The 26,290-nt window shown below is 68.2% G+C and carries 19 protein-coding genes; 17 read left to right on the top strand and 2 right to left on the bottom strand.

All coding sequences use genetic code 11. The annotated features are described in order from the left end of the window. The first annotated feature begins 19 nt into the window (after nt 1–19). The 6 genes from ACFXKG_RS24685 (at nt 20) to ACFXKG_RS24660 (ending at nt 4,833) form a co-directional block, all read left to right on the top strand. The gene (locus ACFXKG_RS24685; RefSeq protein ID WP_384843008.1) at nt 20–769 is read left to right on the top strand and encodes an SDR family NAD(P)-dependent oxidoreductase; all 750 of its coding nucleotides are present in this window, start codon (nt 20–22) and stop codon (nt 767–769) included. Nucleotides 770–893: 124 nt separating this feature from the next. Continuing rightward, entirely contained in the window at nt 894–1,637 is a 744-nt protein-coding gene (locus ACFXKG_RS24680) for an SDR family NAD(P)-dependent oxidoreductase (RefSeq protein WP_384843005.1), read from the top strand. 450 nt (nt 1,638–2,087) lie between these two features. After that, a complete protein-coding gene (locus tag ACFXKG_RS24675; RefSeq protein ID WP_384843002.1) occupies nt 2,088–2,657 on the top strand; it encodes an SMI1/KNR4 family protein in 570 nt (189 codons plus the stop codon). Nucleotides 2,658–3,070: 413 nt separating this feature from the next. Beyond that, nucleotides 3,071–3,418 (top strand): PadR family transcriptional regulator, encoded by a 348-nt coding sequence (locus tag ACFXKG_RS24670; RefSeq protein ID WP_384842999.1) that lies wholly within the window; start codon nt 3,071–3,073, stop codon nt 3,416–3,418. Continuing rightward, nucleotides 3,415–4,341 (top strand): hypothetical protein, encoded by a 927-nt coding sequence (locus ACFXKG_RS24665; RefSeq protein ID WP_384842997.1) that lies wholly within the window; start codon nt 3,415–3,417, stop codon nt 4,339–4,341. The genes ACFXKG_RS24670 and ACFXKG_RS24665 overlap by 4 nt, the downstream gene beginning before the upstream one ends. Nucleotides 4,342–4,554: 213 nt before the next feature. Beyond that, a complete protein-coding gene (locus ACFXKG_RS24660; protein WP_384842993.1) occupies nt 4,555–4,833 on the top strand; it encodes a hypothetical protein in 279 nt (92 codons plus the stop codon). A gap of 196 nt (nt 4,834–5,029) precedes the next feature. On the opposite strand, the gene ACFXKG_RS24655 is transcribed toward ACFXKG_RS24660, so the two are convergent. Further along, the gene (locus ACFXKG_RS24655) at nt 5,030–6,559 is read right to left on the bottom strand and encodes a helix-turn-helix domain-containing protein (protein ID WP_382885286.1); all 1,530 of its coding nucleotides are present in this window, start codon (nt 6,557–6,559) and stop codon (nt 5,030–5,032) included. Between the two features lie 431 nt (nt 6,560–6,990). Between ACFXKG_RS24655 and acnA the strand changes: the two genes are divergently transcribed. The 4 genes from acnA to ACFXKG_RS24635 all read left to right on the top strand — a co-directional run bounded on the left by acnA (nt 6,991) and on the right by ACFXKG_RS24635 (nt 13,285). Then, on the top strand, nt 6,991–9,720 hold the full coding sequence (gene acnA / locus ACFXKG_RS24650) for an aconitate hydratase AcnA (RefSeq protein ID WP_384842990.1): 2,730 nt from the start codon (nt 6,991–6,993) through the stop codon (nt 9,718–9,720). A 249-nt stretch (nt 9,721–9,969) separates the two neighbouring features. Further along, nucleotides 9,970–10,239, top strand: coding sequence for a hypothetical protein (locus tag ACFXKG_RS24645; protein WP_365813499.1), 270 nt, complete (start codon nt 9,970–9,972; stop codon nt 10,237–10,239). After that, nucleotides 10,232–10,861, top strand: coding sequence for a DUF6879 family protein (locus tag ACFXKG_RS24640; protein WP_384842986.1), 630 nt, complete (start codon nt 10,232–10,234; stop codon nt 10,859–10,861). Before ACFXKG_RS24645 ends, ACFXKG_RS24640 begins: the two co-directional genes overlap by 8 nt. A gap of 147 nt (nt 10,862–11,008) precedes the next feature. Continuing rightward, a complete protein-coding gene (locus tag ACFXKG_RS24635) occupies nt 11,009–13,285 on the top strand; it encodes an ATP-binding protein (RefSeq protein WP_384842983.1) in 2,277 nt (758 codons plus the stop codon). 64 nt (nt 13,286–13,349) lie between these two features. On the opposite strand, the gene ACFXKG_RS24630 is transcribed toward ACFXKG_RS24635, so the two are convergent. Further along, a complete protein-coding gene (locus ACFXKG_RS24630) occupies nt 13,350–17,228 on the bottom strand; it encodes a GH92 family glycosyl hydrolase (RefSeq protein WP_384842980.1) in 3,879 nt (1,292 codons plus the stop codon). A gap of 411 nt (nt 17,229–17,639) precedes the next feature. Between ACFXKG_RS24630 and ngcE the strand changes: the two genes are divergently transcribed. The 7 genes from ngcE (at nt 17,640) to ACFXKG_RS24595 (ending at nt 26,158) form a co-directional block, all read left to right on the top strand. Further along, nucleotides 17,640–19,088 (top strand): N-acetylglucosamine/diacetylchitobiose ABC transporter substrate-binding protein, encoded by a 1,449-nt coding sequence (ngcE, locus tag ACFXKG_RS24625; RefSeq protein WP_384842977.1) that lies wholly within the window; start codon nt 17,640–17,642, stop codon nt 19,086–19,088. 125 nt (nt 19,089–19,213) lie between these two features. Continuing rightward, nucleotides 19,214–20,137, top strand: coding sequence for a carbohydrate ABC transporter permease (locus ACFXKG_RS24620; protein ID WP_384842974.1), 924 nt, complete (start codon nt 19,214–19,216; stop codon nt 20,135–20,137). Then, nucleotides 20,137–21,069, top strand: a complete 933-nt coding sequence (locus ACFXKG_RS24615) for a carbohydrate ABC transporter permease (protein WP_384842970.1) — start codon at nt 20,137–20,139, stop codon at nt 21,067–21,069. Before ACFXKG_RS24620 ends, ACFXKG_RS24615 begins: the two co-directional genes overlap by 1 nt. A 238-nt stretch (nt 21,070–21,307) precedes the next feature. After that, complete coding sequence (locus ACFXKG_RS24610) at nt 21,308–22,531, top strand: ROK family protein (protein ID WP_384842967.1); 1,224 nt, start codon at nt 21,308–21,310, stop codon at nt 22,529–22,531. A gap of 133 nt (nt 22,532–22,664) precedes the next feature. Next, nucleotides 22,665–23,765: a substrate-binding domain-containing protein gene (locus ACFXKG_RS24605; RefSeq protein ID WP_384843218.1), complete on the top strand. Its 1,101-nt coding sequence runs from the start codon at nt 22,665–22,667 to the stop codon at nt 23,763–23,765. A gap of 264 nt (nt 23,766–24,029) precedes the next feature. Then, nucleotides 24,030–24,818, top strand: a complete 789-nt coding sequence (locus ACFXKG_RS24600; protein WP_365813484.1) for an ATP-binding cassette domain-containing protein — start codon at nt 24,030–24,032, stop codon at nt 24,816–24,818. Next, nucleotides 24,815–26,158, top strand: coding sequence for a sugar ABC transporter permease (locus ACFXKG_RS24595; RefSeq protein WP_384842963.1), 1,344 nt, complete (start codon nt 24,815–24,817; stop codon nt 26,156–26,158). Before ACFXKG_RS24600 ends, ACFXKG_RS24595 begins: the two co-directional genes overlap by 4 nt. The last annotated feature ends 132 nt before the right edge of the window (nt 26,159–26,290 follow it).

Genomic DNA, 26,290 nt, shown 5'->3' with positions numbered 1-26,290 from the left:
GAGGAGATATGGGGAAACGATGGATCGAGTTCGAGGCAAGGTCGCGATCGTCACCGGTGCCGCCCGGGGCCAGGGCGAGGCACACAGCCGGCTCCTCGCCGCGGAGGGCGCCGGAGTCCTCATGACCGATGTCCTCGACGACGCCGGTGAGACCGTGGCCGAGGAGTTGCGCGACGCCGGGTACGACGTGCACTACCGGCACACCGACGTCACCTCCGAAGCCGATTGGGTCGCCACGGTCGAGGAAGCCGAACGCCGCTGGGGCCGTATCGACATCCTGGTCAACAACGCCGGCATCGTCGGCACGATGAAGGCCGCCGACGAGGAAGACGTCGAGGCCTGGACGAAGATCACCGCGATCAACCAGCAGGGTGTCTTCCTGGGCATCAAGCACGTGGTTCCGGCGATGCGCCGAGGCGGCGGCGGTGCCATCGTCAACACCTGTTCCATCAACGGATCGGTCGGAGCACCCGGCTCCTTCTCCTACCAGGCGTCCAAGGGCGCCGTACGCATGATGACCCGGGCCGCGGCACTGGAGTACGTCAAGGACAACATCCGTGTGAACTCGGTCTCTCCCGGTCTGGTGATGACTCCCATGGCCGAGGAGGAGGGCGAGGAATCCAACAGAGCTTTCGCCGCCGCCACACCGATGGGGCGTGGCGCGCGCCCCGAAGAGGTCAGCTACGGCGTCCTCTTCCTCGCCAGCGAGGAAGCCAGCTACGTCACCGGCACCGACCTCCTGATCGACGGTGGCTACACCGCTCAGTAGAAAACGGCTCCGACGTCCGGCCGTCCCTTACTTCTTATTCAGCCTCAATCGAGAGTGTGCCGGCGCAGGTCTTCCAGGCCGAAACTCCCCAGGAATGCGGGCACACCCAGGACAGGAGATTCCCATGGGCAGGCTTTCCGGCAAGGTCGCGATCGTCACAGGAGCGGGTTCCGGACAGGGAAGGGCCACGGCGCTCGCGCTGGCCGCCGAGGGCGCTCGCGTCGTGGCGGCGGACATCAACGAGACCGGCCTTGCCCAGCTCACATCCGCAGCGGGGGAGATCGTCGTCAAGCGTTGCGACGTAGCTCGCGCGGACGAGGTGGAGTCCCTGGTAGCCCTGGCGGAGGAGCGATTCGGTGCCCTGCACGTGATGCTCAACTGCGCCGGCTACCTCCGCGCGGCTCCTCTGTTGGACACGACGGAGGAGATGCTCGACAGCATGATCAACGTCAACCTCAAGGGTGTCTTCCACGGATGCAAGTTCGCGGTGCCGGCCCTCCGGCGCAGCGGGGGAGGATCGATCGTCAATTGGGGCTCGGTCAATTCTCTGGTTGCCGAACCGGAAATCTCCGCGTATACGGCCACCAAGGGCGCGGTTCTGATGCTCACGAAGTCGGTGGCGGTCGAATTCGCCAAGGACAACATCCGGGCAAATTGCATCTGCCCGGGGGCGGTGCGCACTCCGATGGTCGAGAGCTTCTTCGACGAGGAATTCTTCGAGGACAGGGAAGCGCAGCGAAAGTATCAACCCCTTGGCATGGGAACTCCGGAGCAAGTCGCTGATGTGGCAGTTTTTCTCGCCTCGGACGAGTCACGCCTCATGACGGGTTCGGCTGTAGTCGTCGACGGTGGTTACACGGCCCTGTAGGGAGATCTGAAGCCGAGGCGCCTTCGACGGTGCCGGTGAGACCGCGGCCGACCCCACGCATCCGGGAGCGTTTTCAGCTTCGCCTCTCCGGGGTGAGGACGGCCTTGGCGATTGACGCCATGCGGTGTGGGCTGATGCGGGTTCTGGCCGGCTGGCCTGGGTGGCCCGAGAGGAATTCGGCAGGGAAACACAGGATCAGGGCAGTCCGGTCTGCAACTCGACGGCCTCACCGGGCGGCCGGTCCTGCACTTCGGGCCGAAGGTGCCAGGTGGTCGTGAGGGCAGGAGGCTTGCTCGGAGTATTATCCCTGCGAGGTTTGCCGGTCGGCGCTCTCCAACGTGGCTGTCCAGACGCGCTTCGGGCCTACGGCGCCCGGCATCGCCGCTTCGAGTGGTGACCCCCGCAGTGGCGCAGTCGTATGGAGCATCCGTGCGGAGGAGGCGGAAGGGAATGAGTGCGCTGGAGAGCTGGTCCCGCGTGATGAACCTTCTTCAGCAGAATGCCCCGGCCGAACACGCGGAGTTGCCTGGGCCCGCTACGGAACAGATGCTCGCTGCCGCCGAGGAACGGATGGGTATCCCCCTTCCTCGAGATCTGCGGGCGTGGCTGCTGCAGAACAATCTGGATCTTCCTGAAGAAGACGTGGACGACGATGTGGCATGTTGCGGCTTCGCCGGCTTCCCGGATGAAGGCAGCTTCTTTCTGGGCATCCGGGCGATGGCGAAGCTCTACGCCAACCGCTCCATGCCCGGTGGATTCGACCCTCCGGACCAGCCGGACAATCCGTTCTGGCGCAATGAGTGGATCCCGTTCCTGTCGGACCAGGACGGCTGGACGGGAAAGTTCATCGACGCGCGGGACGGGCGTATCGGCAGGTGGTTCGTGGGCGAGATCACGATCACGGGCGAGTACGAATCACTGGCTCACTATTTCGACTCCGTGGCGGAGACGCTGACGAAGATCGCCGATGGAAACCATCCGGTCTGCGAGATCGACGAAGGCCGACTCGTCTGGTCGTGACACAAGGTGTCCCCGGTTGTTCCGGGGACACTTTTCCTTGCGTATTGGCAGCGTGGCCACTGATGGGGGCGCTGTAGGCGGCGTGTGAGCAGGGGCCGCGAGGGGCAGGGCGTCGTGCTGTTGAGGGAGGTGTCCGACGAGTCCTGCGGTGGTGGGCGCTGGTCCGTATCGCCCACCTGCTCATCTGGTTCCCTCCACCGTCCACCGCCTCCTGACCCGCTACGGCCTGGCCCGCCTCGGACACCTGTATGGGCCCCGGTCGCATCATGCGCTGCTGCGAACGCGACAAGCCTGACGGACTGTCCGGGCAACATCCCGACCTGCGCCCGCAGCGAGGCGGATGTGGCCGCCGAGGCCAAGCGCGTCGAGGATCCCTCTACTTGCATATATCGGTAGGCGGTATATTCAGTTGCATGACGGAGCAACCACTGCGGGAGCCCACGCTCCTGCTTCTGACCGCGCTCGCCGACGCACCTCGGCACGGCTACGCCCTGATGAAGGAGATCGAGAAGGTCTCCCGCGGACGCGTTCGCATGCGGGCGGGGACCCTGTACGGCGCGCTGGACCGATTGCTCAAGCAGGGGCTCGTCCGCGTCGAGCGCGAGGAGATCGTCGACAGCCGGATGCGACGGACGTACGCCCTCACCAACGCTGGTGCCGGTCTTCTGGCCGATGAGGCCGAGCGGCTGCGCGCCACGGCGGACGAGGCGGTGCGGCGTCTCTCGGCCAACCCCTCAGGAGCCGACGGAGTCACCGCGTGAGCACGCCTCGGAAACAGCACTGGACAATCCGCCTGTACCCGCCCGCCTACCGCCGCGAGTACGGCGACGAGATCACCGGCCTGATCTCCCAGGTACGCGCCGACGAAGGGCAACGAGCGGGCATCCTTGAGCAGACTGCCGTTCTCGGCCACGCGCTGCGCCTGCGCACCGGTACGGGATCCGCGCAGCCCGCCGGTCGGCTGCTGGCGAGGCTGGCGCCACTGGTCATTCCGGTCGCATCCGTCCTGTCCCTGACGTTGCTGGTCGTCTGGGCGATTCCGCCTCTGCCCTGGGACGGCCGGCGCGCGTACGCCCCACTGGCCTACGCGGCTTGGCCCGTCGTCCTCATCTGCGCACTCGCCGGCCGTTGGACAGCCACCCGGATTGCCGCCTTGGGCGCACTGGGGAGTGCTCTCCTGTCCCTCCCCCTGGCCAGTTGGACCGCCACCGCGGAAGGGCAGGAGCAGAACCGCGCGACGCTCATCGGCCTGGCTCTGGCCGCTCTCCTGGTACTGGCCACCCCGCCCGACCTGCCCCCCACGGCAGCCGGAGCCCGCCGGACCATGGCACTGATCGCGCTGGCTCTGGGGGTACCTCTCCTGGTGGGGTCGGTCACCGTGTTCGAAGCAGCCACCGGGCCGTACACATCAGCCGAAGCACGGGCCGATCCGCTGCGCCTGCTCTTCTTCTTCGGCCCCTTGGTCCTCGCTTTCCCCGCGGCCATGGCGATGGCCCGCTCGCGCGGCGGGCTTTTTCTCGCCGCTCTGCTGACGGCCTGCGCCGTCTTCCTCTTCAGCCCTCTCGGGGTGCCGGTCGAGTTTCCCTATGACAGCGGCAGCCTGGTGGCATCCATGGCGTTCTTGACGGGAACAGGCGCGATGGTCCGGTACACCGTTCGCAAGAACCGGCTCGCCTCGCCCTGAGCGAATCTCTCGGCCGCCGCGAGTCGTCACTTCTCGCGGAAGAGCGGCGAGGTGCGGATCCGGGCGTAGTCGTCGCGGTCACCAAGTTCTTACGGCGCGGTGTGCCGCGGTCAACCCTGATGCACTCGCGGGCCGGGAGACCCCTCTGAGCCCCCGATCAACTTCGGTTTCTGAGGAGACCTGTGAACGACAGAGAGTTCATCGAACAGGTCCGTGCCAGACCAGGACTTTTCGGCCTGGAAGGCCTACTACCCGACCGTCATGTTCCTCGTCGGGTTCGACCTGGGCCGCTCCGACGGCATGCTCAGTGGGTTCACCGAGTGGCTGGTCACGAGGAAGGGTGAAGAGACCAGCCTCAACTGGACTGCACTCGTCCTGGAGGAGACATTTCCGGATGCCGAGATCCGGCACTGGGGCTCACTGGACAAGAAGCAGGAACGGCGCGCCGTCGACTGCCTGTTCTCCCTTCTGCTCGAATTTCTGGCGGAGTAGGACGATGCGTAGCGCAAGGCGGTAAGGACGGAAACAGCGAAGGGGGGGAGTCGCCGGAAATACGGCGGCTCCCCTCCCTGCTCACTCACTCGTTTGACGCCCTCAGCCCCTTGCGACCGCTCTGAAGGGCTGCGGTGTGGCGCCTGGCCGTGGGCTTATCCACGTCTTGCGGAATGTGACGTGTTTCCACAGGTTTTCAGATGTCCCGGAAGATCTCGATCTGCGCGCCCACCGAGTTGAGCCGCTCCGCCAGGTCCTCGTACCCCCGGTTGATGACATAGACGTTGCGCAGTACGGACGTGCCCTCCGCCGCCATCATCGCCAGCAGCACGACCACCGCCGGCCGCAGCGCGGGCGGGCACATCATCTCGGCGGCGCGCCAGCGGGTCGGGCCCTCCACCAGGACGCGGTGGGGGTCGAGGAGTTGGAGACGGCCCCCGAGGCGGTTGAGGTCCGTGAGGTAGATGGCGCGGTTGTCGTAGACCCAGTCGTGGATCAGCGTCTGGCCCTGGGCGACCGCCGCGATCGCCGCGAAGAACGGCACGTTGTCGATGTTCAGGCCGGGGAACGGCATCGGGTGGATTTTGTCGATCGGCGCCTCCAGCTTCGACGGCCGTACGGTCAGATCCACCAGCCGTGTACGGGCGTTGTCGGCGCAGTACTCGGCCGAGCGGTCGTGGTCGAGGCCCATCTCCTCCAGCACCGCCAACTCGATCTCCAGGAACTCGATCGGGACGCGCCGGATCGTGAGCTGGGACTCGGTGACGACGGCGGCGGCGATCAGGCTCATCGCCTCGACCGGGTCCTCGGAGGGCGAGTAGTCCACGTCCACGTCGATGGAGGGCACGCCGTGGACGGTCAGTGTGGTCGTGCCGATGCCGTCGATCCGTACGCCCAGTGCCTCCAGGAAGAAACAGAGGTCCTGGACCATGTAGTTGGACGAGGCGTTGCGGATGACGGTCGCGCCGTCGTGCCGGGCCGCGGCCAGCAGGGCGTTCTCGGTGACGGTGTCCCCGCGCTCGGTCAGCACGATCGGCCGGTCCGGCGACACGGAGTGGTCGACCTGGGCGTGGTAGAGGCCCTCGGTCGCCGCGATGTCGAGGCCGAAGCGGCGCAGCGCGATCATGTGCGGCTCGATGGTGCGCGTGCCGAGGTCGCAACCGCCCGCGTACGGCAGCCGGAAGGTGTCCATCCGGTGCAGCAGCGGCCCGAGGAACATGATGATGGAGCGGGTGCGGCGAGCCGCCTCCGCGTCGATGGCCTCCAGGTCCAGCTCGGCGGGCGGCACGATCTCCAGGTCCACGCCCCCGTTGATCCAGCGGGTGCGGACGCCGATGGAGTTCAGCACCTCCAGCAGCCGGAAGACCTCCTCGATGCGCGCCACGCGGCGCAGCACCGTACGCCCCTTGTTGAGCAGCGAGCCGCAGAGCAGCGCCACGCACGCGTTCTTGCTCGTCTTGACGTCGATGGCCCCGGAGAGCCGGCGCCCGCCGACGACCCGCAGATGCATCGGTCCGGCGTACCCGAGCGAGACGATCTCGCTGTCGAGCGCCTCGCCGATGCGCGCGATCATCTCAAGGCTGATGTTCTGGTTGCCGCGCTCGATGCGATTCACGGCGCTCTGGCTCGTGGCCAATGCGTCGGCGAGTTGGCTCTGTGTCCATCCTCGGTGTTGCCGGGCGTCACGGATGAGCTTGCCGATGCGTACGAGGTAATCGTCTGCCATGGCGGCAGGTTATCTCACATGTGAGATAAGTGGCTTGCTGGGGTGGGCTGTCGGGGTGTCGTGACCCTGCGGCCTCGGGGTGTCGCGGCCTCGTGCCTCGGGGTGTCGCACCCTCCGGTCGTCGCCGGCCCATCGTGCACCCGGCCCGGCGGAGCGGCCACCCGGGCGCGGCCGTACGGGTCGTCGTGCCGGCGCGCCATGGGGGTGTGTGGGGGCGAGCCGGAGCGCGGTCGCGGGGGCGCGACCGGACCGGGGCATGACCGGACAGCGGTCATGTACTAGAGTTATCTCGACATCGAGATATCTGCCCAAGGCGTACCGCGGCCGCCCAGTTGGTAAGGGTTACCTAACTAAGTCTTACCTTAGCGGATCGGTGAGGAGCCGTGGCGGCAGCATGACGTAGTACGTGCACATTGATGAAGGAGACTGTCGTGTCGGCGAACAGCTTCGACGCCCGCAGCACGCTGCGCGTGGGTGACGAGTCGTACGAGATCTTCCGGCTGGACAAGGTCGAGGGCTCCGCGCGCCTCCCTTACAGCCTGAAGGTGCTGCTGGAGAACCTGCTCCGCACCGAGGACGGCGCGAACATCACCGCCGACCACATCCGTTCCGTCGGTTCCTGGGACTCCCAGGCGCAGCCGAGCCAGGAGATCCAGTTCACGCCGGCCCGCGTGATCATGCAGGACTTCACCGGTGTGCCCTGTGTGGTGGATCTCGCCACCATGCGTGAGGCCGTGAAGGAGCTGGGCGGCGACCCGGCGAAGATCAACCCGCTGGCCCCGGCCGAGATGGTCATCGACCACTCCGTGATCGCCGACAAGTTCGGCACGCACGAGGCGTTCGCGCAGAACGTCGAGCTGGAGTACGGCCGCAACCGCGAGCGCTACCAGTTCCTGCGCTGGGGCCAGACCGCCTTCGACGAGTTCAAGGTCGTCCCGCCGGGCACCGGCATCGTGCACCAGGTCAACATCGAGCACCTGGCCCGCACGGTCATGGTCCGTAACGGCCAGGCGTACCCCGACACCCTCGTCGGCACCGACTCGCACACCACCATGGTCAACGGCCTGGGCGTGCTGGGCTGGGGCGTCGGCGGCATCGAGGCCGAGGCCGCGATGCTCGGCCAGCCCGTGTCGATGCTCATCCCGCGCGTCGTCGGCTTCAAGCTGACCGGTGAGCTGCCGGCCGGCACCACCGCCACCGACCTGGTCCTCACGATCACCGAGATGCTGCGCAAGCACGGCGTCGTCGGCAAGTTCGTCGAGTTCTACGGCGAGGGCGTCGCCGCGACGTCCCTGGCCAACCGCGCCACCATCGGCAACATGTCGCCGGAGTTCGGCTCCACCGCCGCGATCTTCCCGATCGACGACGAGACGCTGAAGTACCTGCGCCTGACCGGCCGTGACGAGCAGCAGGTCGCCCTCGTCGAGGCGTACGCGAAGGAGCAGGGCCTCTGGCTCGACCCGGCCGCCGAGCCCGACTTCTCGGAGAAGCTGGAGCTGGACCTCTCCACGGTCGTCCCCTCCATCGCCGGCCCGAAGCGCCCGCAGGACCGCATCATCCTGGCCGAGGCCAAGGCGAAGTTCGCCGAGGACGTGCGCAACTACGTCTCCGACGACGAGGAGGCGGGCAAGGAGTCCTTCCCGGCCTCCGACGCCCCGGCCTCCGCCAACGGCGTGCCGACGCGGCCGACCCTGGTCACGGCCCCGGACGGCTCGACGTACGAGATCGACCACGGCGCCGTCACGGTCGCCGCGATCACCTCCTGCACCAACACGTCGAACCCGTACGTGATGGTCGCCGCCGCGCTGGTCGCGAAGAAGGCGGTCGAGAAGGGCCTGACCCGCAAGCCGTGGGTCAAGACCACCCTCGCCCCGGGCTCGAAGGTCGTCACCGACTACTTCGACAAGGCGGGCCTGACCCCGTACCTCGACAAGGTCGGCTTCAACCTCGTCGGCTACGGCTGCACCACCTGCATCGGCAACTCGGGCCCGCTGCCCGAGGAGGTCTCCAAGGCGGTCAACGAGCACGACCTGGCGGTCACCTCGGTGCTCTCCGGCAACCGTAACTTCGAGGGCCGGATCAACCCCGACGTCAAGATGAACTACCTGGCGTCCCCGCCGCTGGTCGTCGCGTACGCCATCGCGGGCTCCATGAAGGTGGACATCACCAAGGACGCCCTCGGCACCGACCAGGACGGCAAGCCCGTTTACCTCCAGGACATCTGGCCCACCGAGGCCGAGGTCAACGACGTCGTGGCCAACGCCATCGGCGAGGACATGTTCAGCAAGTCCTACCAGGACGTGTTCGCGGGCGACGCGCAGTGGCAGGCGCTGTCGATCCCCACCGGCAACACCTTCGAGTGGGACCCGCAGTCCACCTACGTCCGCAAGCCCCCGTACTTCGAGGGCATGACGATGGAGACCACGCCGGTCTCGGACATCAGCGGCGCGCGGGTCCTGGCCAAGCTGGGCGACTCGGTCACCACCGACCACATCTCCCCGGCGGGCGCGATCAAGGCCGACACCCCGGCCGGCACGTACCTGACGGAGCACGGCGTCGAGCGCCGCGACTTCAACTCGTACGGGTCCCGGCGCGGCAACCACGAGGTCATGATCCGCGGCACGTTCGCCAACATCCGCCTGCGCAACCAGATCGCGCCGGGCACGGAGGGCGGCTACACCCGCGACTTCACGAGGGCCGCCGAAGGTGACGGAGGAGCCCCGGTCTCCTTCATCTACGACGCCTCGCGCAACTACATCGAGCAGGGCATCCCGCTGGTCGTCCTCGCGGGCAAGGAGTACGGCTCCGGCTCGTCCCGCGACTGGGCCGCCAAGGGCACCGCGCTGCTCGGCGTGAAGGCCGTCATCGCCGAGTCGTACGAGCGCATCCACCGCTCGAACCTCATCGGCATGGGCGTTCTCCCGCTCCAGTACCCGGAGGGCGCCTCGGCGCAGTCCCTGGGCCTGACGGGCGAGGAGTCCTTCTCCTTCACCGGCGTCACGGAGCTGAACGACGGCACCACCCCGCGCACGGTCAAGGTGACGACGGACACGGGCGTGGAGTTCGACGCGGTGGTCCGCATCGACACCCCGGGTGAGGCGGACTACTACCGCAACGGCGGCATCATGCAGTACGTGCTGCGCAGCCTGATCCGCAAGTAGCGCTCACGGCGCCCGCCGATCACGCGGCCGAGGGCCGTGTCCCGTACGTTCGTGTACGGGGCACGGCCCTCGGCGTATGCCGCCGTGCGTATGCCGCCGCCCTTCCGTTCCGGTTGCCGTCCCCGTGTTCCGGTTGCGGGGAGGAAGTGTTGGCGAGAACCTGACCCCGTCGTACGTTGCTCTGCGTAACCGCCCGCATATACAATAGATGGCAGTTGCGCACTCAACCAATTCGTCGCGGAGGTAAGCGTGGAACGTGCCTGGGAGGCCGACCCGTCCGCCTTATTCGCCCACCGGCTGGGCAAGTCGGCAAAAGAACTGGGGAATTCCGATGGTTCGGATGAATGCCCGGACATCTGGCAGCTCGACAACGGTGACATCGCCGTGATCGGCAGGGATCTCACCTCCCATTACGCTCGGCGACTTCCGGTGGGTGTGGCTCTGGCCGCGGACGAGCGGCTGGTCGTCATCCCCGGGAACATGCTCAGCGCGGCGAAGCCGGATATCGCCGATGCTTGACCTGCGTGCACCGATTCTCCTCCCCGAACTGGGTGAGAGGCTCGTACGAGAGGTTTACAAGCGGGAATTCCGGGAGCGGGACGCGGCGATCCGGGACCGGGACTCGTGGAAGCTGGAGCGCCGGCAGCACTTCGAGGAGCAGGGCAGCCCCAGCCGTGACGCGCTCTCGCGGGGGGACTGGGCGGAATCGCTGCGGCTCATGGAAGAGCGGCGCGAGAAGCTTCTCGCCGCCGCCCGGGAGAACGAGCGTCGCAACTCCCTCTTCCACCGGGTACGGGTGGTCGAGCAGCCGCCGACGCCGTATCTGCAGTGGGAACTGAACTCGCTGCGACAGCAGGCGCAGTGCGGAATGCGGGTCCGCGTGGTCGACGCCGGAGTGGTGGCCCCGTCGGAGAGCGGCGGTCTTCTTCCCGAGTTGGTCATCCTCGGCGGGGACGTGCTGTACCGGGTTCTTTACACCGATGCGGGCGTCCCGAACGGCGCGATCCGCTATACCGACCCCGACATCATCGGGTGCTGGGAAAGTTACATCAGGGAACTCTACCGGGTGGGCGAGGATGTGAGGAGCTACTTCGATCGCGAGGTGGCCCACTTGCCCCCTCCGACGATGAAGGCGGATTAGGCGATCAACGAGTCCAGTAACGGCGAGAACTACTCGGGCAGGTCCCGGAACGACCTGTCCGGGACCTCCCGTGATGTCGTACAAGCCGGAAACGTGACCGGAGGAATTCACTTCCATGGCCGCGGCCCGCAGGGCGAGGGAGGCCCCATGAACCCCACACCACGGCAACTCCCCGCCGACGTCAGGCAATTCGTCAACCGCACGGACGAACTCGACCAGCTGAACGCGGTGCTGGCCGACGACGAAGGCCATCCGCTGGTCATCTCGGTCTGCGTCATCGCGGGTACCGCCGGCGCGGGAAAGACCTCGCTCGCGCTGCACTGGGCCCATCAGGTCCAGGACCGCTTCCCCGACGGGCAGCTTTACGTCAATCTGCGCGGTTACGACCCCGGGGAGCCGGTGACCGCGCAGGAGACACTGCACCGGTTCCTTCCCGCCCTGGGGGTGCCGTCCGGAGCGTTGCCCCAGGACCCCGATGCCGCCGCCGCTCTGTACCGGTCGTTACTGGCCGATCGCCGGATGCTGATCGTCCTTGACAACGCTGCCACGGTCGCCCAGGTCCGTCCCCTGCTGCCCGGCAGCAAGGACTGTCTGGTGGTCGTCACCAGCCGGAGCTGGCTCGCCGGGCTGGCTGTCAGGGACGGAGCGCGCCGACTGACCCTCGGCACCCTGCCTGAGCCGGAGGCCGTCGCCCTGCTGCGTACCGTCACCGCCGGGTACCGGCCGCAGGACGACATCGGAAAGCTCACCGAACTGGCCGGGCTCTGCGCCCAGCTGCCGTTGGCCTTGCGTATCGCGGCCGAACGCGCCGCGAGCCACCCGCACATGCGGCTGGACGACCTGATCGCCGACCTGCGGGACGAGAGCGCACTGTGGGACGCCCTCAGCACCGGCGACGACGAGGAGGCGGAAGCGGTCCGTACGGTCTTCGCGTGGTCCTACCGCGCCCTGCCCGACCAGGCCGCACGGCTGTTCCGGTTACTCGGCCTGCACCCCGGCCCCGAGTTCGGCCTGGACGCCGCCGCCGCTCTCGCCGCCCTGACGGCCGGCCGCACCAGGCAGCTGCTGGACTCGCTGGTCGGTGCTCATCTGCTCGAACAGACCGCGCCCGACCGTTACCAGTTCCACGATCTGCTGCGTGCCTACGCCACCGACCAGGCTCAGCACGAGGAGGCTCCGGCGGAGCGCGAAGCCGCGCTCCACCGCGTCCTGGACTGGTATCTGCACACCGCCGACGCGGCGCAGAGCTGGATCAGCCCCGCAGCGACCCATCTGGCTCTTGCCTCGCCGATGGAGGGGGTACGCCCCCTGGGCTTCGCGGACTACGACGCGGCCGTCGACTGGGCGGAGCGGGACCACAGCAACATGCTTCAGGCGGTACGCTCCGCCGCCGCCGTCGGCCATGACCGGCTGGTCCTGCAGCTCTCCACGGTCCTGGCGAACGCGTATTTCCCCTCGGCTCCCGCCGCGGACTGGCTGGCTGTCGGCCGCCTCGGCCTTGAAGCGGCGCACCGGACGGGTGACCGCGACGCGGAAGCCGGACTGCTCACCGAGATGGGCATGAGCTACGCCCGGATCAACCGCCTCGCCGAGAGCCACGAGAGCCACCGCCGCGCCCTGCTGATCCGGCGCGAGCTGGGGGACCGCCTCGGCGAGGCCCATTCGCTCAACCTGATCGGTCTCTGCCATCTCCGCAACCGCCAACTGGCGCAGGCCGCCGACCACTTCGAGCAGGCAATCGCCGTCTTCCACGAACAGGACTCCGCCCACTGGGCGGCCACCACGCTCTCCAACCTCGCCAGCACCCACTACCGGGCCGGGCGGCTCCCGGAGGCCGCCGCCGTCACCCGGCAGGCGCTGGCGGCCCATCGCTCCCTGGAGAACCAGCGGGGCGAGGGCAACATTCTGCGCCTCCTGAGCCAGATCGAGCGCGAGCAGGGCGAGACGGAGCAGGCCCTCGGCTCCGCCCGGGCCGCCGTCGACATCGCCCTCGCGCTGCGCGACCACCGGCTGGAGGGGTACTGGCTGCTGCCCCTGGGCGACGCCCAGCGCGCGAGCGGCGCGCTCGCGGACGCCCTGGAGTCGTACCAGCGCTCCGCCACGCTCCAGCGCCGCCTCGGCAACCGCAGCCGCGAAGCCCAGGCATGGCACGGCGCGGCCCTCACCTACCGCAGCCTCGACCGGGACGAGGAGGCCGCGCACTTCCACCGGCTGGCCGCCACGGCCCACCGGGAGCTCGGCGACACCTGGGACGAGGCGCAGGCCCTGGACGGGCTCGCGGCCGCCCGGCTCGGCGACGATCCGGCGACGGCGGTGAATCACTGGACGGAGGCGCTGCGGCTCCTCGACGGCTACGACGACCCCCGGGCGGCGGCCCTGCGCGACCGCGTCGAGCGCGATCTGGCGGCGGCCCGGCCCGTGTGACCGGCAGACAGAAGCGGGTCACCGGATCTTCTCCGGTGACCCGCCCCTCCCGTACGACGGAGCGTCAGCGCAGCAGCTCCACCTCCGCCAGGGTCGCCGGCGCGTCGGTCACCAGGCGGTACTTCGGGTACGCGCCCGGCTTCGCCACCGTGAAGACCCGGGTCTGCCGGTCCCAGGCGAAGGACTCACCGGACCGGGTGTCCACGGTCCGCCACGTCGTGCCGTCCGTGGAGCCCTGCAGCACCCACCCCTTCGGCGCTCCCGCCGCCGTGGCCGACGTCAGCGTGTACTGGACCGCCTTGGTGGACGACGCCACCGGCAGCTCCACCGACTCGACCGGCGCCTCCGTCCGCGAGGTGTTGTCGAAGAGCGCGCCCGGCCCCGTCAGGGCGTCGGTGCGCGGCGACGGCACCTTGTCGTCCTGGGTGATCGAGACCGGCGCCGTGTCACGGCCCTTGCCGCCCGCGCCGGCCGAAGTGCCCTTGCCCGTGCCCCAGGACGACGGCTTCGGACCCATCGCGAACTCCACCGTGCCGCCCCGCGCCAGCACCTCGTGCGGCAGCGCCGTCGAGTTCCAGCTCTTCCCGTTGACCTTCAGGCCCTGCACGTAGATGTTCTTCGCGCTGTTCTTCGGCGCCTTGACGACCAGGGTGCGGCCGTTGTCCATCCGTATCGTCGCCTTCGTGAACAGCGGCGAGCCGACCGCGTACTCCCCACTGCCCATCACCAGCGGATAGAAGCCGAGCGCCGAGAAGAGGAACCACCCCGACTGCTCGCCGTTGTCCTCGTCACCGTGGTAGCCCTGGCCGATCTCGCTGCCGCCGTAGAGCCGGCCCAGCACCTCGCGGACCTTCTCCTGCGTCTTCCACGGCTGCGCCGCCGCGTCGTACATGTACGTGACGTGGTGGGCGACCTGGTTGGAGTGGCCGTACATGCCCATCCGTACGTCACGCGCCTCCGTCATCTCGTGGATGACGCCGCCGTACGACCCCTTGAACTCGGCCTCGGCCGTCTCCGGCGTCGCGAAGTACGTGTCCAGCTTCTCCGCCAGACCCGCGCGCCCGCCGTACAGGTTGGCCAGCCCCCGCGAGTCCTGCGGGGCCGTGAACGCGTAGCCCCAGCCGTTCGTCTCCGTGTAGTCGTACCCCCACACCCTCGGGTCGTACGACGCCGACGGGAGCCGCCAGTCGCCCTTCAGGTTCCGGCCCTGGAAGAAGCCGGCGTCCTTGTCGAAGAGCGAGACGTAGTTCTGCGCGCGGTTGAGGAAGTACGCCGACTCCTCCTGGTAACGGGCCTTCCCCGTCTTCTTGAAGAGCGCCTCGCCCATCTTGGCGATGCCGTAGTCGTTGAGATAGCCCTCCAGCGACCAGGACAGGCCCTCGTGGGTCTCCGTCGAGGCGTAGCCGAGGAACGGCGAGGTCTCGGTCCCCTTGCGGCCCACGCCCGCGCTCGGCGGCGCCACCGTCGCGTTCTTCAGAGCCGCCTCGTACGCTGCCTCCGCGTCGAAGGGGACGCCCTTGACGTACGCGTCCGCGAAGGCCACGTCCGAACTGGTGCCGGTCATCAGGTCCGCGTAGCCGGGGGAGGACCAGCGGGAGATCCAGCCGCCGTCCTTGTACTGCTGGACGAAGCCGTCGACCAGCGACCCCGCCTTCTTCGGGGTGAGGAAGGAGTACGCGGGCCATGTGGTGCGATAGGTGTCCCAGAAGCCGTTGTTGACGTACACCTCGCCGTCGACGATCTTCGCGCCCGTCCGCGTCGGGGTGTCCGTGCCCGCCTTCGGGGAGAAGGGGCTGGCGTACTGCTGCCTCGGCCGGGCGGCCGAACCGGTGTTCTCGAAACCGGAGTTGGGGTAGAGGTAGAGCCGGTAGAGGCTGGAGTAGAGCGTGGTGAGCTGGTCGTGGTCCGCGCCCTCCACGCGCACCCGGCCCAGGATGTCGTCCCAGGCGCGCTGCGCCCGGTCCTCGACCCGCTCGAAGCGGGTGCCCGCCGGTATCTCCTCGGCGAGGTTCTTCTTCGCCTGGTCGACGCTGATCAGCGAGGTCGCCAGGCGCAGGGTGACGGTGCGGTCGGCGCCGGCGTCGAAGCGCAGATAGCCGGTGACGTCCGCGCCCCCGCCGCCGGTCAGTTTCCCGCTCGCCGTCACGGGCGCGTCGAAGACGCCGTGGACGAAGAGCCGGGTCGCGCCGGTCGACAGGCCGCTGCGCACGTCGGAGTAGCCGGTGAAGGAACTGGTCGCCGGATCGAGGGTGAGCCCGCCCGCGTTGGAGACGTTGTCGAAGATCATGCTCGCGTTGTCACCCGGATAGGTGGTCCGCACGATCGCCGCGTGGTCGGTCGGGGCCATCTCGGTCTTCAGACCGTTCTCGAAGGTCACCCCGTAGCGGTACGGCTTCGCGGTCTCGTTCTCGTGCCGGAAGGGCAGCGCGCGGGCGGTGCGGGAGGCGTTCGGGGTGCCCTCCGCCACCGACGGCATGAGCTGGAAGGTCTGCCGGTCACCCATCCACGGGCTCGGCTGGTGGCTCGCGGCGAACGCCTGGAGGGTGGGGAGGTTGTCGGCGTTGTTGCCGCGGCTGTACTCGTACAGCCAGCTCGTCGACCCGGCGTTGGTCACCGGCGTCCAGAAGTTGAACCCGTTCGGCACGGCGGTCGCGGGGAAGTTGTTGCCGCGGGAGAAGGAGCCGCTGGAGTTGGTGCCCCGCGTGGTGGACGCGTAGTCGGAGAGCCGGGCGAGCGGCTTCTCGGCCGCCTTGGGCGCCAGGGTGATGTCGTCGAGCCATCCCTCGAACTCCCCGGGGCCCGTACGGGAGTCGTATGCGACCAGGATCCGGTCGACGGTCTTGCCCCGGGCGACCTGGCCGATTCCGGCGTCCACCTGGTTCCACTGGTTGACGTAGAGCCGCTTGGCGTCGCCCTGGCCCTGCGGGGTCAGCGCCCCGCCGTGGGTGTCGGACGCGTTCAGCTCGCTCAGGTAGGTGCCGTCGGTGAAGGCGAGGTCCACCGCCACATTGGTAGCCGGATAGTTGAGGTCCGTCCCGTCCATGGCCGGGTAGATCCGGTACGAGAGCGCCGTGTCACGCCGTACCGCCACATTCACGTCGAAGATCTTGTTGTACGAGTACGCGCGCCCCTCCGCGCGGTGCGTGCCCGCGTACTTCAGCGCCCTCTTCCCGGTGAAGCCCGCGCCCGACTTGGCGGTGGGGGAGCCGGCCGGGCCCCGGTCGACCTGGGTGCGCATGTCCTGCGGCGCGGGGGCGTCCGTACCGCCGTCGGAGAACTGCACATCGGCCAACTGGGTAGCGTCGGACGCGCCGTTGTTCCGTGTGATGTCCAGCCGGTAGTGCCGGTACGCGCCCGCGGCAGCCGCGTCGATGTCGTACGAGACGGTGTCGAAGCGCTCCGGGAAGGCCTGGTCCTTACGGGTGTCCAGGTCCTTCCACTCCTTGCCGTCGGTGGAACCCTGGAGCGTCCAGTCCCGGGGGTCGCGCTCCGCGTGGTCGTTGGCCGAGGTCAGGGCGTACGTGACGACCTTGACCGGCTCGTCGAGGTCGAACTCGACCCAGGCGGTGGGCGTGAACGCCAGCCACTTCGTGGCGGACCGGACGTCGACCAGGTTCTCCTTGGTCTCGCCGGAGCCGGTGTTCTCCCCGCTGGCGCGCAGGTCCACCACCCGGTCGGTGACATTGCCCGGAATCCCGTTGGTGAAGCCGCCGTCAACACCGGACGACCGCTTCTCGCCGTCGGGTCCCACCTCGACGGTGTTACGCCAGTCCGGCTGGGGTTCTTCCTGTTCGAACGAGGACGTGAATTCTCTTTCCGCCGGACGCGGCCCGGCGGACTGGGCGGCGACGGCGGACTGGGCCGTGACGACGAGCAGTGAGGCGGCCGCCACCAGGGCGGCCGAATGCCATGGTCCGGGGCGGAGTCCGGGTCTGAGCTGCATACCGAGCTTTCCTCCTGCGTACCGAGTTGGACAACGTTGTCAAACCAGACGGGCAGGGTCCAGTAGGGGCTAAGTGCACAGTGGTGTCAAGGGTGTTGGGGGGATGGTGTGTCCGGAACCGGGCGCGGGTCGAACACCGGTGCCGTCGCATCCTTACGCAACCGGCGTGCGTGTCCGGGAGGTCTCAACTAGGGAAAGACTGCCGTCCAAACTCGCTTTTGATCTTGCTCAGTTGACAGGAAATGGACTATACCTGTCGGCGTCCGCCCCTGATGGCCGAACATGATCGAGCACGACATTCCTGCACGACCCAGCTTCATTCGACCGCGGTGGCGGAGCCCTTCTCCTCAGGCGAGAAGCGACGGGCGACCGGTACACCGCCTGAGTCCTGAAGAAGGCGAGGACTTGAGCATGGGATCCACCTCCGCTCGGAACGACAACGCGGGCCTCGGCCGTCGTGATGTGATCAAGCGGTCCGCCGCGATCGGGCTGATCACCGTCCCGACGATGAGCTTCCTCGCCTCCTGCGCGAGCAGCGACAGCGGCAGCGACAAGAAGGTCGACAAGGGCAAGACGTCCGAGAAGAACCCGCTCGGGGTGAACGAGAGCGCGCCGCTCGACTTCGTCCTGTTCAACGGTGGATTCGGCACGGAGTACGCCACGGACGCCGTCAAGCAGTATGAGACGGCCTTCCCCGAGGCGAAGGTGAAGTTCGGCTCCACCGAGAAGATCCAGTCCGAGCTGTCGCCGCGCTTCAACGGCGGCACCCCGCCCGACCTGATCGACAACTCCGGTGCCGAGCAGATGGACATGGGTGTCCTCGCCGGGAAGAAGCAGCTCACCGATCTGACGCCGCTGATGGACGCCCCGTCGTACGACGACCCGGCCAAGAAGGTCCGCGACACGCTGCGGCCCGGCGTCCTGGAGATGGGCCAACTCGACGGCGACCCGGTATGGATCATGTACTACGCGTACACGGTGTACGGCGTGTGGTACTCGCAGACTGCCCTCGACAAGCTGGACGCCGAGTACCCCGAGGACTGGGACGCGATGCTGGCCCTCTGCGAGAAGGCCAAGAAGAAGGGCATCGCGGGATGGACGTACGCCGGCAAGCACCCGTACTACATCCCCTACTCTCTCTACCCGTTCATCGCGAAGATCGGCGGCCGTGAGGTCCTGGACGCCATCGACAACCTGGAGCCGAACGCCTGGAAGCACCCGGCCGTGAAGTCCGCGTTCGAGGCGTACTTCGAGCTGTTCAAGAAGGGCTACATTCTCCAGGGCACCCCCGGACTCGACCACATCCAGTCGCAGACGGCGTGGACCGAGGGCAAGGCGCTCTTCATCCCCAACGGCTCCTGGGTGGAGAACGAGGCGGCGAAGACCACGCCCAAGGACTTCCAGATGAAGGTGGCCGCGCCCTCCAGCCTGGATGGCTCGGACAAGCTGCCCTTCGGCACGATCTGGGCCTCCGGTGGTGAGCCGTTCATCGTGCCCGCGAAGGCCAAGAACCCCGACGGCGGCATGGAGCAGCTCCGCATCATGCTGAGCGAGGCGTCCTCGAAGAACTTCACTTCGAAGGTGAAGTCCCTGACCGCCTTCGACGGCGGCACCGACGGGCTCACTCTCTCCACCGCCCTCCAGTCCGCTGTCGACGCGCTGGCCAAGGCGGGTGACAACGTGCTCAACCCGCGGCTGGAAGGCTGGTACGTGGAGCTTGAGAAGCAGAAGATCGGGGTGGGCGTGCTCGGCGAGCTGATGGCCGGGCGCATGACGCCGGCCGAGGCGGTCAAGAAGTGCCAGGAGTTCGCGGACGCCACGGCCAAGGACACCTCCATCAAGCACTACAAGCACCAGTAGCGCGCGGCACGCAGCAGCGGTAACGTCCGGAGGCCCCGCGTATCAAGGGCCTCCGGGTCACGGCCCGTCGTACGTGCCCCCAGAACGGCACGGCGCAACCCGCCGTAGATTCGGGGTCGGGAGACATGCAGCACGGCAAGTACCGTTTCATCGTGGGGTTTCTGGTATTCCCCCTGGCGCTCTACGCGCTCTTCGTCGTATGGCCGTTCGTCCAGTCCATCTACTACTCGTTCACGGACTGGACCGGTCTGAGCCCCGACTTCGCGATGGTCGGCTTCGACAACTACAGCCGGATGCTCGACGACAGCACCTTCTGGTCCTCGCTCCAGCACAGCGCGACCTTCGCGCTGCTGCTGCCCGTGGTCGTGCTCGGCCTCGCGCTGTTCTTCGCGTTCATGCTGAACGTCGGCGGGCGGAGCCGCAATGGGGCGGCGATCTCGGGGGTCCGCGGCTCGTCCTTCTACAAGATCGTGTACTTCTTCCCGCAGGTGCTCTCGATCGCGATCGTCGCGCTGCTCTTCCAGTTCGCGTACAACCCGAACAGCGGCGCCATCAACTCCGCGTTCGCCGCGGTCGGCCTGGACAGCCTGAAGCCCGACTGGCTCGGCGATCCGAACCTCGCGCTCTGGTGCGTGATGGCCGTCCTCGTCTGGAGCACGACCGGCTTCTTCGTGGTCCTCTTCTCCGCGGGCATGGCCTCCATCCCGAAGGACTTCTACGAGGCGGCGCTGCTGGACGGCGCCAGCCGGTTCACCACCTTCTTCCGCATCACCCTGCCGCTGCTCTGGGACACCGTGCAGTCCGGCTGGGTCTACATGGGGATCCTCGCGCTCGGCGCGGAGTCCTTCGCGGTCGTCCAGATCATGACCGTGGGCCCCGGCGGGCCCGCGGATTCCACCAATGTCCTGACCCTGCTCGTCTACCAGAAGGCGTTCCGTGACGGTCAGGCGGGCTATGCGACCACGATCGGTGTCGCCCTGCTCATCGTCACGCTGGCCTTCTCCGCCCTCGTGATGCGGCTGGGCCGACGTGAGCGGCTGGAGTACTGATGAAGACCACCGACACCCCTCCGCCGGCCGATCTGCCCCCTGCGGCTGACCCCGTGGCCCGGACCGCCGTGACCAAGACCGCCGCGCCCGCGCCGAAGGGGAGCGCGACCGGCGGCGTCCTCAACGTCTTCTCGCACGGCGTGCTCGTCATCTGGGCGTTCCTGGTCGCCATGCCGCTGCTCTGGGCGGTCATGACGTCCTTCAAGGACGACAGGTCCATCTTCACCAGCCCCTGGGCACTGCCGGACCGGCTGCACTTCGAGAACTGGTCGCGCGCCTGGACCCAGGCGCACATGAGCGACTACTTCCTCAACACGATCCTGGTGGTGGCCGGTTCGCTGGCCGGCACGCTGCTCTTCGGCTCGATGGCCGCGTACGTCCTGGCCCGCTTCGAGTTCCCCGGGAACCGGTTCATCTACTACCTGTTCATCGGGGGGATGAGCTTCCCGATCATCCTGGCGCTGGTCCCGTTGTTCTACGTCATGAACAATCTGGGCCTGCTCAACTCCATCCACGGCCTGATCCTGGTCTACATCGCCTACTCGCTGCCGTTCACGGTCTTCTTTCTGACCTCCTTCTTCAGAACGCTGCCCACCTCGGTCGCGGAAGCCGCGCTCATCGACGGCGCCTCGCACACCCGGACGTTCTTCCAGGTGATGCTGCCGATGGCCAAGCCCGGACTGATCAGCGTCGGCATCTTCAACTTCCTCGGGCAGTGGAACCAGTACCTGCTGCCCACGGTGCTCAACACCGACCCGGACCGCAAGGTCCTCTCCCAGGGGCTGGTGCAGCTCGCGGTCAGCCAGGGGTACAAGGGCGACTGGTCGGGGCTCTTCGCCGGGCTGGTGATGGCGATGCTGCCGGTGCTCGCCGCGTACATCATCTTCCAGCGGCAGGTCGTCGCGGGACTGACGGCGGGAGCGCTCAAGTAGGACGGCGCCCCGTACGGCGCCACCCTGCCCGTACGGGCGCAGAAGGTACGGTCCAACCGCCCGTCCAGGCACTCCGACGGGCGGTTCGGCGCGTTCACCTTGCTCAAGGTCTTGACGGAGGCGGGCCCGAAAGCTGAGCTTAGGGTTCACAAGTTGGAGATACGTCGGGGTCTCATCGGCGCGGCCCCGGCCGGCGGCGGTGGTCGAGCCGTCCGTCAAGGGCAGGAGTGGATGAGTCGTGGAGACTCCAGGGTCGCAGTCGTCTCTGCACCGGGCCAACCTCGAACGGGTCGTACGCGCGGTGCGCATGGCCGGTTCACTGACCCAGGCGGAGATCGCACGGAGCACGGGTCTGTCGGCGGCCACGGTCTCCAACATCGTCCGTGAGCTGAAGGACGGCGGAACGGTCCAGGTCACCCCCACCTCGGCCGGCGGCCGGCGGGCCCGCAGCGTCTCGCTCAGCGGGGACGCGGGCATCGTCGTCGGCGTCGACTTCGGCCATACGCATCTGCGCGTGGCGGTCGGCAACCTCGCCCACCAGGTGCTCGCCGAGGAAGCGGAACCCCTCGACGTGGACGCCTCCTCGGCGCATGGCTTCGGCCGCGCCGAGGAACTGGTCGAGCGGCTGATCGTGGCCACCGGCGTCAGCCGTCAGAAGGTGATCGGTGTGGGGCTCGGGGTGCCGGGCCCCATCGACGTCGAATCGGGCACGCTCGGCTCCACCTCGATCCTGCCGGGCTGGACCGGCATCAACCCCGGCGACGAACTGGCCGGGCGCCTCGGCGTCCCGGTGTACGTCGACAACGACGCCAACCTCGGCGCCCTCGGCGAACTGGTCTGGGGGAGCGGGCGCGGGGTCAGCGACCTGGCGTACATCAAGGTCGGCAGCGGCGTCGGCGCGGGGCTGGTCATCGAGGGCCAGATCTACCGCGGCCCCGGTGGCACGGCGGGCGAGATCGGGCACATCACGCTGGACGAGTCGGGCCCCGTCTGCCGCTGCGGCAACCGCGGCTGCCTGGAGACCTTCGCGGCGACCCGCTACGTACTGCCCCTGCTCCGGTCCAGCCACGGTGCCGGCCTGACCATGGAGCGCGTCGTCCAGCTCGCCCGCGAGGGCGACCCCGGCTGCCGCCGGGTGATCGCGGACGTCGGCCGCCATGTCGGCAGCGGCGTCGCCAACCTCTGCAACCTCCTGAACCCCAGCCGCGTGGTGCTCGGCGGGGACCTGGCGGAGGCCGGGGAACTGGTGCTCGGACCGATACGGGAGTCCGTCTCCCGGTACGCCATCCCGAGCGCCGCGCGGCAGCTCTCGGTGCTCCCCGGGGCGCTCGGGGGCCGGGCAGAGGTGCTCGGGGCGCTGGCGCTCGTACTGAGCGAGATGGGCGATTCGACCCTGCTGGAGAGCGGGCTTCCCGCCGCCACGCCCGCCGCCTCGGCCGTCTCCGCTCCCGCCTTCACTTAGATAATGAATGGCACCGTTGTCATCTCGTTAAGGATTTACTCCTTGACGCCGACTACGGACGCGAGTTGACTTTCAGCCACCTCGGCCGCAACGACGCGGCCTCGTCAGGGAGGTTTTTGAAGTGAACGCAAAGATGCGTCGCGCCGCCGTGGCCACCGTCGCCACCGCGATGGCCGTCTCCCTCGCCGCCTGCGGCAGCGCCAAGGAGTCCGGAGACAAGGCCGAAGCGTCCACGTCGGACAAGAAGGGCCCGATCACCGTCGGGCTGCTCCTGCCGGAGAACCAGACCGCCCGGTACGAGAAGTTCGACAAGCCGCTGATCGAGAAGAAGGTCAGCGAGCTGACCGACGGCACCGGCAAGGTCGTCTACGCCAACGCCAAGCAGGACGCGACGACGCAGAGCCAGCAGGTCGAGACCATGATCACCAACAAGGTGAGCGTGCTGGTCGTGGACGCCGTCGACTCGAAGGCCATCGCCAGCTCGGTCAAGAAGGCCAAGGACGCCGGCATACCGGTCGTGGCGTACGACCGGCTCGCCGAGGGCCCGATCGACGCGTACACCTCCTTCGACAACGAAGAGGTCGGCAGGGTCCAGGGCCAGGCGCTCCTGGACGAGCTGGGCGACAAGGCCAAGTCCGGCGACATCGTCATGATGAACGGCGCCGTCACCGACCCCAACGCCGCCTTCTTCAAGAAGGGCGCGCTCTCCGTCCTCGACGGCAAGGTGAACATCGGCAAGTCGTACGACACCAAGGAGTGGAAGCCGGAGAACGCCAACGCCAACATGGAAGGCGCCATCACCGCGCTGGGCAAGGACAAGATCATCGGGGTCTACTCCGCCAACGACGGCATGGCGGGCGGCATCATCACCGCCCTCAAGGGCGCGGGCTTCAGCAAGCTCCCCCCGGTCACCGGACAGGACGCCGAGCTCAACGGCGTGCAGCGCATCGTCGCCGGTGAGCAGTTCATGAGCGTCTACAAGTCCTACCCGCAGGAGGCCGAGGTCGCGGCCGAGCTGGCCGTCGCGCTCGCCAAGGGCGAGAAGCTCGACTCCATCGCCAAGTCCACCGTGGACAGCCCCACCACCAAGGGCGTCCCGTCGGTGATCGTCCCGGTCGTCTCGCTGACCAAGGACAACATCAACGACACCGTGATCAAGGACGGCATCTACACGGTCGCCGAGATCTGCACCGCCAAGTACAAGGCCGGCTGCGACGCGATCGGCCTCAAGTAGGTCCAGGCAACCCGCAAGCCTGTCCGGCGCCCCGCCCGTCAACGCCCCGCAGCCAGGGCTGGTGCCACCACCGGCACACATCGCCGGTGGTGGCACCAGGCGCCGGACGGACCCGCGACGGCCGTCGTCCCCGGCTGCCGTCGCGGGTCGCCCCGCCTGCCGCGCCCCCGATCTCCGCGCGGCCGGCTTCCCCCCCCCGTTCTGTGCTCGACCACCGCGCCTTCCCCCTGGCGCGGCATCCCCGCCGGTCAGGCGGCGAAGGAGATGGTTCATGTGACCGCTACGCCCGTGCTGGCGTTGCGAGGGGTCTCCAAGCGGTTCGGTGCCGTCCAGGCGCTCACCGACGTAGAGCTTGAGGTCCACTCCGGTGAAGTGGTCGCCCTCGTGGGCGACAACGGCGCCGGGAAATCCACGCTGGTGAAGACCATCGCCGGCGTCCACCCGGTCGATGACGGCGTCATCGAGTGGGAGGGCAGGCCCGTCTCGATCGGCCGGCCGCACGACGCCCAGAACCTGGGCATCGCGACCGTCTACCAGGACCTCGCGCTCTGCGACAACATCGATGTCGTCGGAAACCTCTACCTCGGCCGCGAGCTGCGCAGTTGGGGTGTGCTCGACGAGGTCGAGATGGAGCGCCGCTCGCGCGAGCTGCTGACAACGCTGTCCATCCGGATCCCCAGCGTCCGTATCCCGATCGCCTCGCTCTCCGGCGGCCAGCGCCAGACCGTGGCCATCGCCCGCTCCATGCTCGGCGAGCCCAAGCTCGTCATCCTCGACGAGCCGACCGCGGCCCTCGGTGTCGAGCAGACCGCCCAGGTCCTCGACCTCGTCGAGCGGCTCCGGGAGCGCGGCCTCGCCGTCCTCCTCATCAGTCACAACATGGCGGACGTCAAGGCCGTCGCCGACCGGGTCGCCGTGCTCAGGCTCGGCAGCAACAACGGTGTCTTCGATGTCGCGAGCACCTCCCAGGAGGAGATCATCGCCGCCATCACCGGCGCCACGGACAACGCGGTGACCCGCCGCGCCTCGCGCAACGTGGAGGTTCAGAAGTGAGTACGGACAAGACCTCCCCGTCGCTCGCCAAGAGCACCGACGCCAAGAGCACCGACGCCGGGACCGCCGACGCCGGGGTCCCGGCTCCGGTGGACGCCCCGCCCGCCGCGGACGGCGCGGTCACCGCGGTCGACCCCCGGCTGCTCGTGCGCGAACAGGGCTTCGCCGGATACCTGACCGAGTTCAAGCGGCGGATACGCGCGGGTGACCTGGGCTCCATACCCGTCGTCATCGGACTCGTCGTCATCTGGGCCATCTTCCAGAGCCTCAACTCGAACTTCCTCACCGCGGGCAACCTCTCCGACATCTCCGTCGCCATGGTCGGCACCGGGATGATCGCCGTCGGTATCGTCTTCGTCCTGCTGCTCGGCGAGATCGACCTCTCGGTCGGCTCGGTCAGCGGGGTGTCCGGCGCCATCGTCGCCGTGCTGAGCGTCACGCACGGCATGAACGAATGGCTGGCCCTGGTCGTCGCCATCGTCAGCGGCGCGGCCATCGGCGCGGTCCACGGCTTCTTCTTCGCCCGCGTCGGCGCCCCCGCCTTCGCCGTCACCCTGGCCGGACTGCTCTTCTGGTCCGGCTTCATGCTCCAGATCCTCGGCAGCAACGGCACGATCAACCTCACCCCCGACGGTGTGATCACCCAGCTCACCAGCTACTACTTCACCGATGTCGCGGCGGCCTACGGCCTCGCCGTCGTCGCGGTCGCCGCGTACTTCCTCACGGCGTTCCTCGACAACCGCCGGCGCGAGGCGGCCGGAGTCCCGTCCCGCCCGCTGAGCGAGATCCTGCTGCGCACCGGGCTGCTCGCCGTCCTCTCCTTCGGCGTGGCGATCCTCTACAACCAGTACAAGGGCCTGCCGCTGGCGGTCGTGATCTTCCTTCTGGTGCTCGTCGTCACCGACTTCGTGCTGCGCCGCACCGCGTACGGCCGGAAGATCTTCGCCCTCGGCGGCAGCGTCGAGGCGTCCCGCCGCGCCGGTATCAACGTCACGCTGATCCGGATCTCGGTCTTCTCGATCGCCGGTACGTTCGCGGCGGTCGGCGGCCTCTTCATCGCCTCCAAGATCGCCTCGGCCAACCAGGGCGCGGGCAGCGGCGACCTGCTGATGAACGCCATCGCGGCGGCCGTCATCGGCGGCACCAGCCTCTTCGGCGGCCGGGGCCGCACCTGGAACGCGCTGCTCGGTGTGCTGGTGATCGTCTCCATCCAGTACGGGCTGGCCCTCCAGGGCATCGCCTCGGCGATCCAGTTCATGATCACCGGCGCCGTCCTGCTGGCGACCGTGGTCATCGACGCCGTCACCCGCAAGACCCAGAAAACCGCGGGCCGCGCCTGAGCCCCCGCCCCGCGCATGACGCGGCCCGGCACCCGGTGAACCACCGGGTGCCGGGCCGCGTCGTGTCACGCCGGAACCACTGGCGTATCAGGGGCCTCTCAAGGGCACACTGATATGACATGCCTACGGCCG

It is taken from the genome of Streptomyces sp. NPDC059255, from assembly GCF_042752355.1.
In the GTDB taxonomy this organism is placed as follows: Bacteria; Actinomycetota; Actinomycetes; order Streptomycetales; family Streptomycetaceae; genus Streptomyces.
This window is presented reverse-complemented; position numbering and strand designations above follow the sequence as displayed.

What these genes read in the sequence shown, in the direction of transcription:
- ngcE (WP_384842977.1), top strand. Translation starts at nt 17,640, where the DNA reads ATGGGATCCACCTCCGCTCGGAACGACAACGCGGGCCTCGGCCGTCGT.
- ACFXKG_RS24630 (WP_384842980.1), bottom strand. Translation starts at nt 17,228, where the DNA reads ATGCAGCTCAGACCCGGACTCCGCCCCGGACCATGGCATTCGGCCGCC.
- ACFXKG_RS24655 (WP_382885286.1), bottom strand. Translation starts at nt 6,559, where the DNA reads ATGGCAGACGATTACCTCGTACGCATCGGCAAGCTCATCCGTGACGCC.
- ACFXKG_RS24675 (WP_384843002.1), top strand. Translation starts at nt 2,088, where the DNA reads ATGAGTGCGCTGGAGAGCTGGTCCCGCGTGATGAACCTTCTTCAGCAG.
- ACFXKG_RS24635 (WP_384842983.1), top strand. Translation starts at nt 11,009, where the DNA reads ATGAACCCCACACCACGGCAACTCCCCGCCGACGTCAGGCAATTCGTC.
- ACFXKG_RS24685 (WP_384843008.1), top strand. Translation starts at nt 20, where the DNA reads ATGGATCGAGTTCGAGGCAAGGTCGCGATCGTCACCGGTGCCGCCCGG.
- ACFXKG_RS24670 (WP_384842999.1), top strand. Translation starts at nt 3,071, where the DNA reads ATGACGGAGCAACCACTGCGGGAGCCCACGCTCCTGCTTCTGACCGCG.
- ACFXKG_RS24615 (WP_384842970.1), top strand. Translation starts at nt 20,137, where the DNA reads ATGAAGACCACCGACACCCCTCCGCCGGCCGATCTGCCCCCTGCGGCT.
- ACFXKG_RS24600 (WP_365813484.1), top strand. Translation starts at nt 24,030, where the DNA reads ATGGTTCATGTGACCGCTACGCCCGTGCTGGCGTTGCGAGGGGTCTCC.
- ACFXKG_RS24680 (WP_384843005.1), top strand. Translation starts at nt 894, where the DNA reads ATGGGCAGGCTTTCCGGCAAGGTCGCGATCGTCACAGGAGCGGGTTCC.
- ACFXKG_RS24620 (WP_384842974.1), top strand. Translation starts at nt 19,214, where the DNA reads ATGCAGCACGGCAAGTACCGTTTCATCGTGGGGTTTCTGGTATTCCCC.
- ACFXKG_RS24640 (WP_384842986.1), top strand. Translation starts at nt 10,232, where the DNA reads ATGCTTGACCTGCGTGCACCGATTCTCCTCCCCGAACTGGGTGAGAGG.
- ACFXKG_RS24605 (WP_384843218.1), top strand. Translation starts at nt 22,665, where the DNA reads ATGCGTCGCGCCGCCGTGGCCACCGTCGCCACCGCGATGGCCGTCTCC.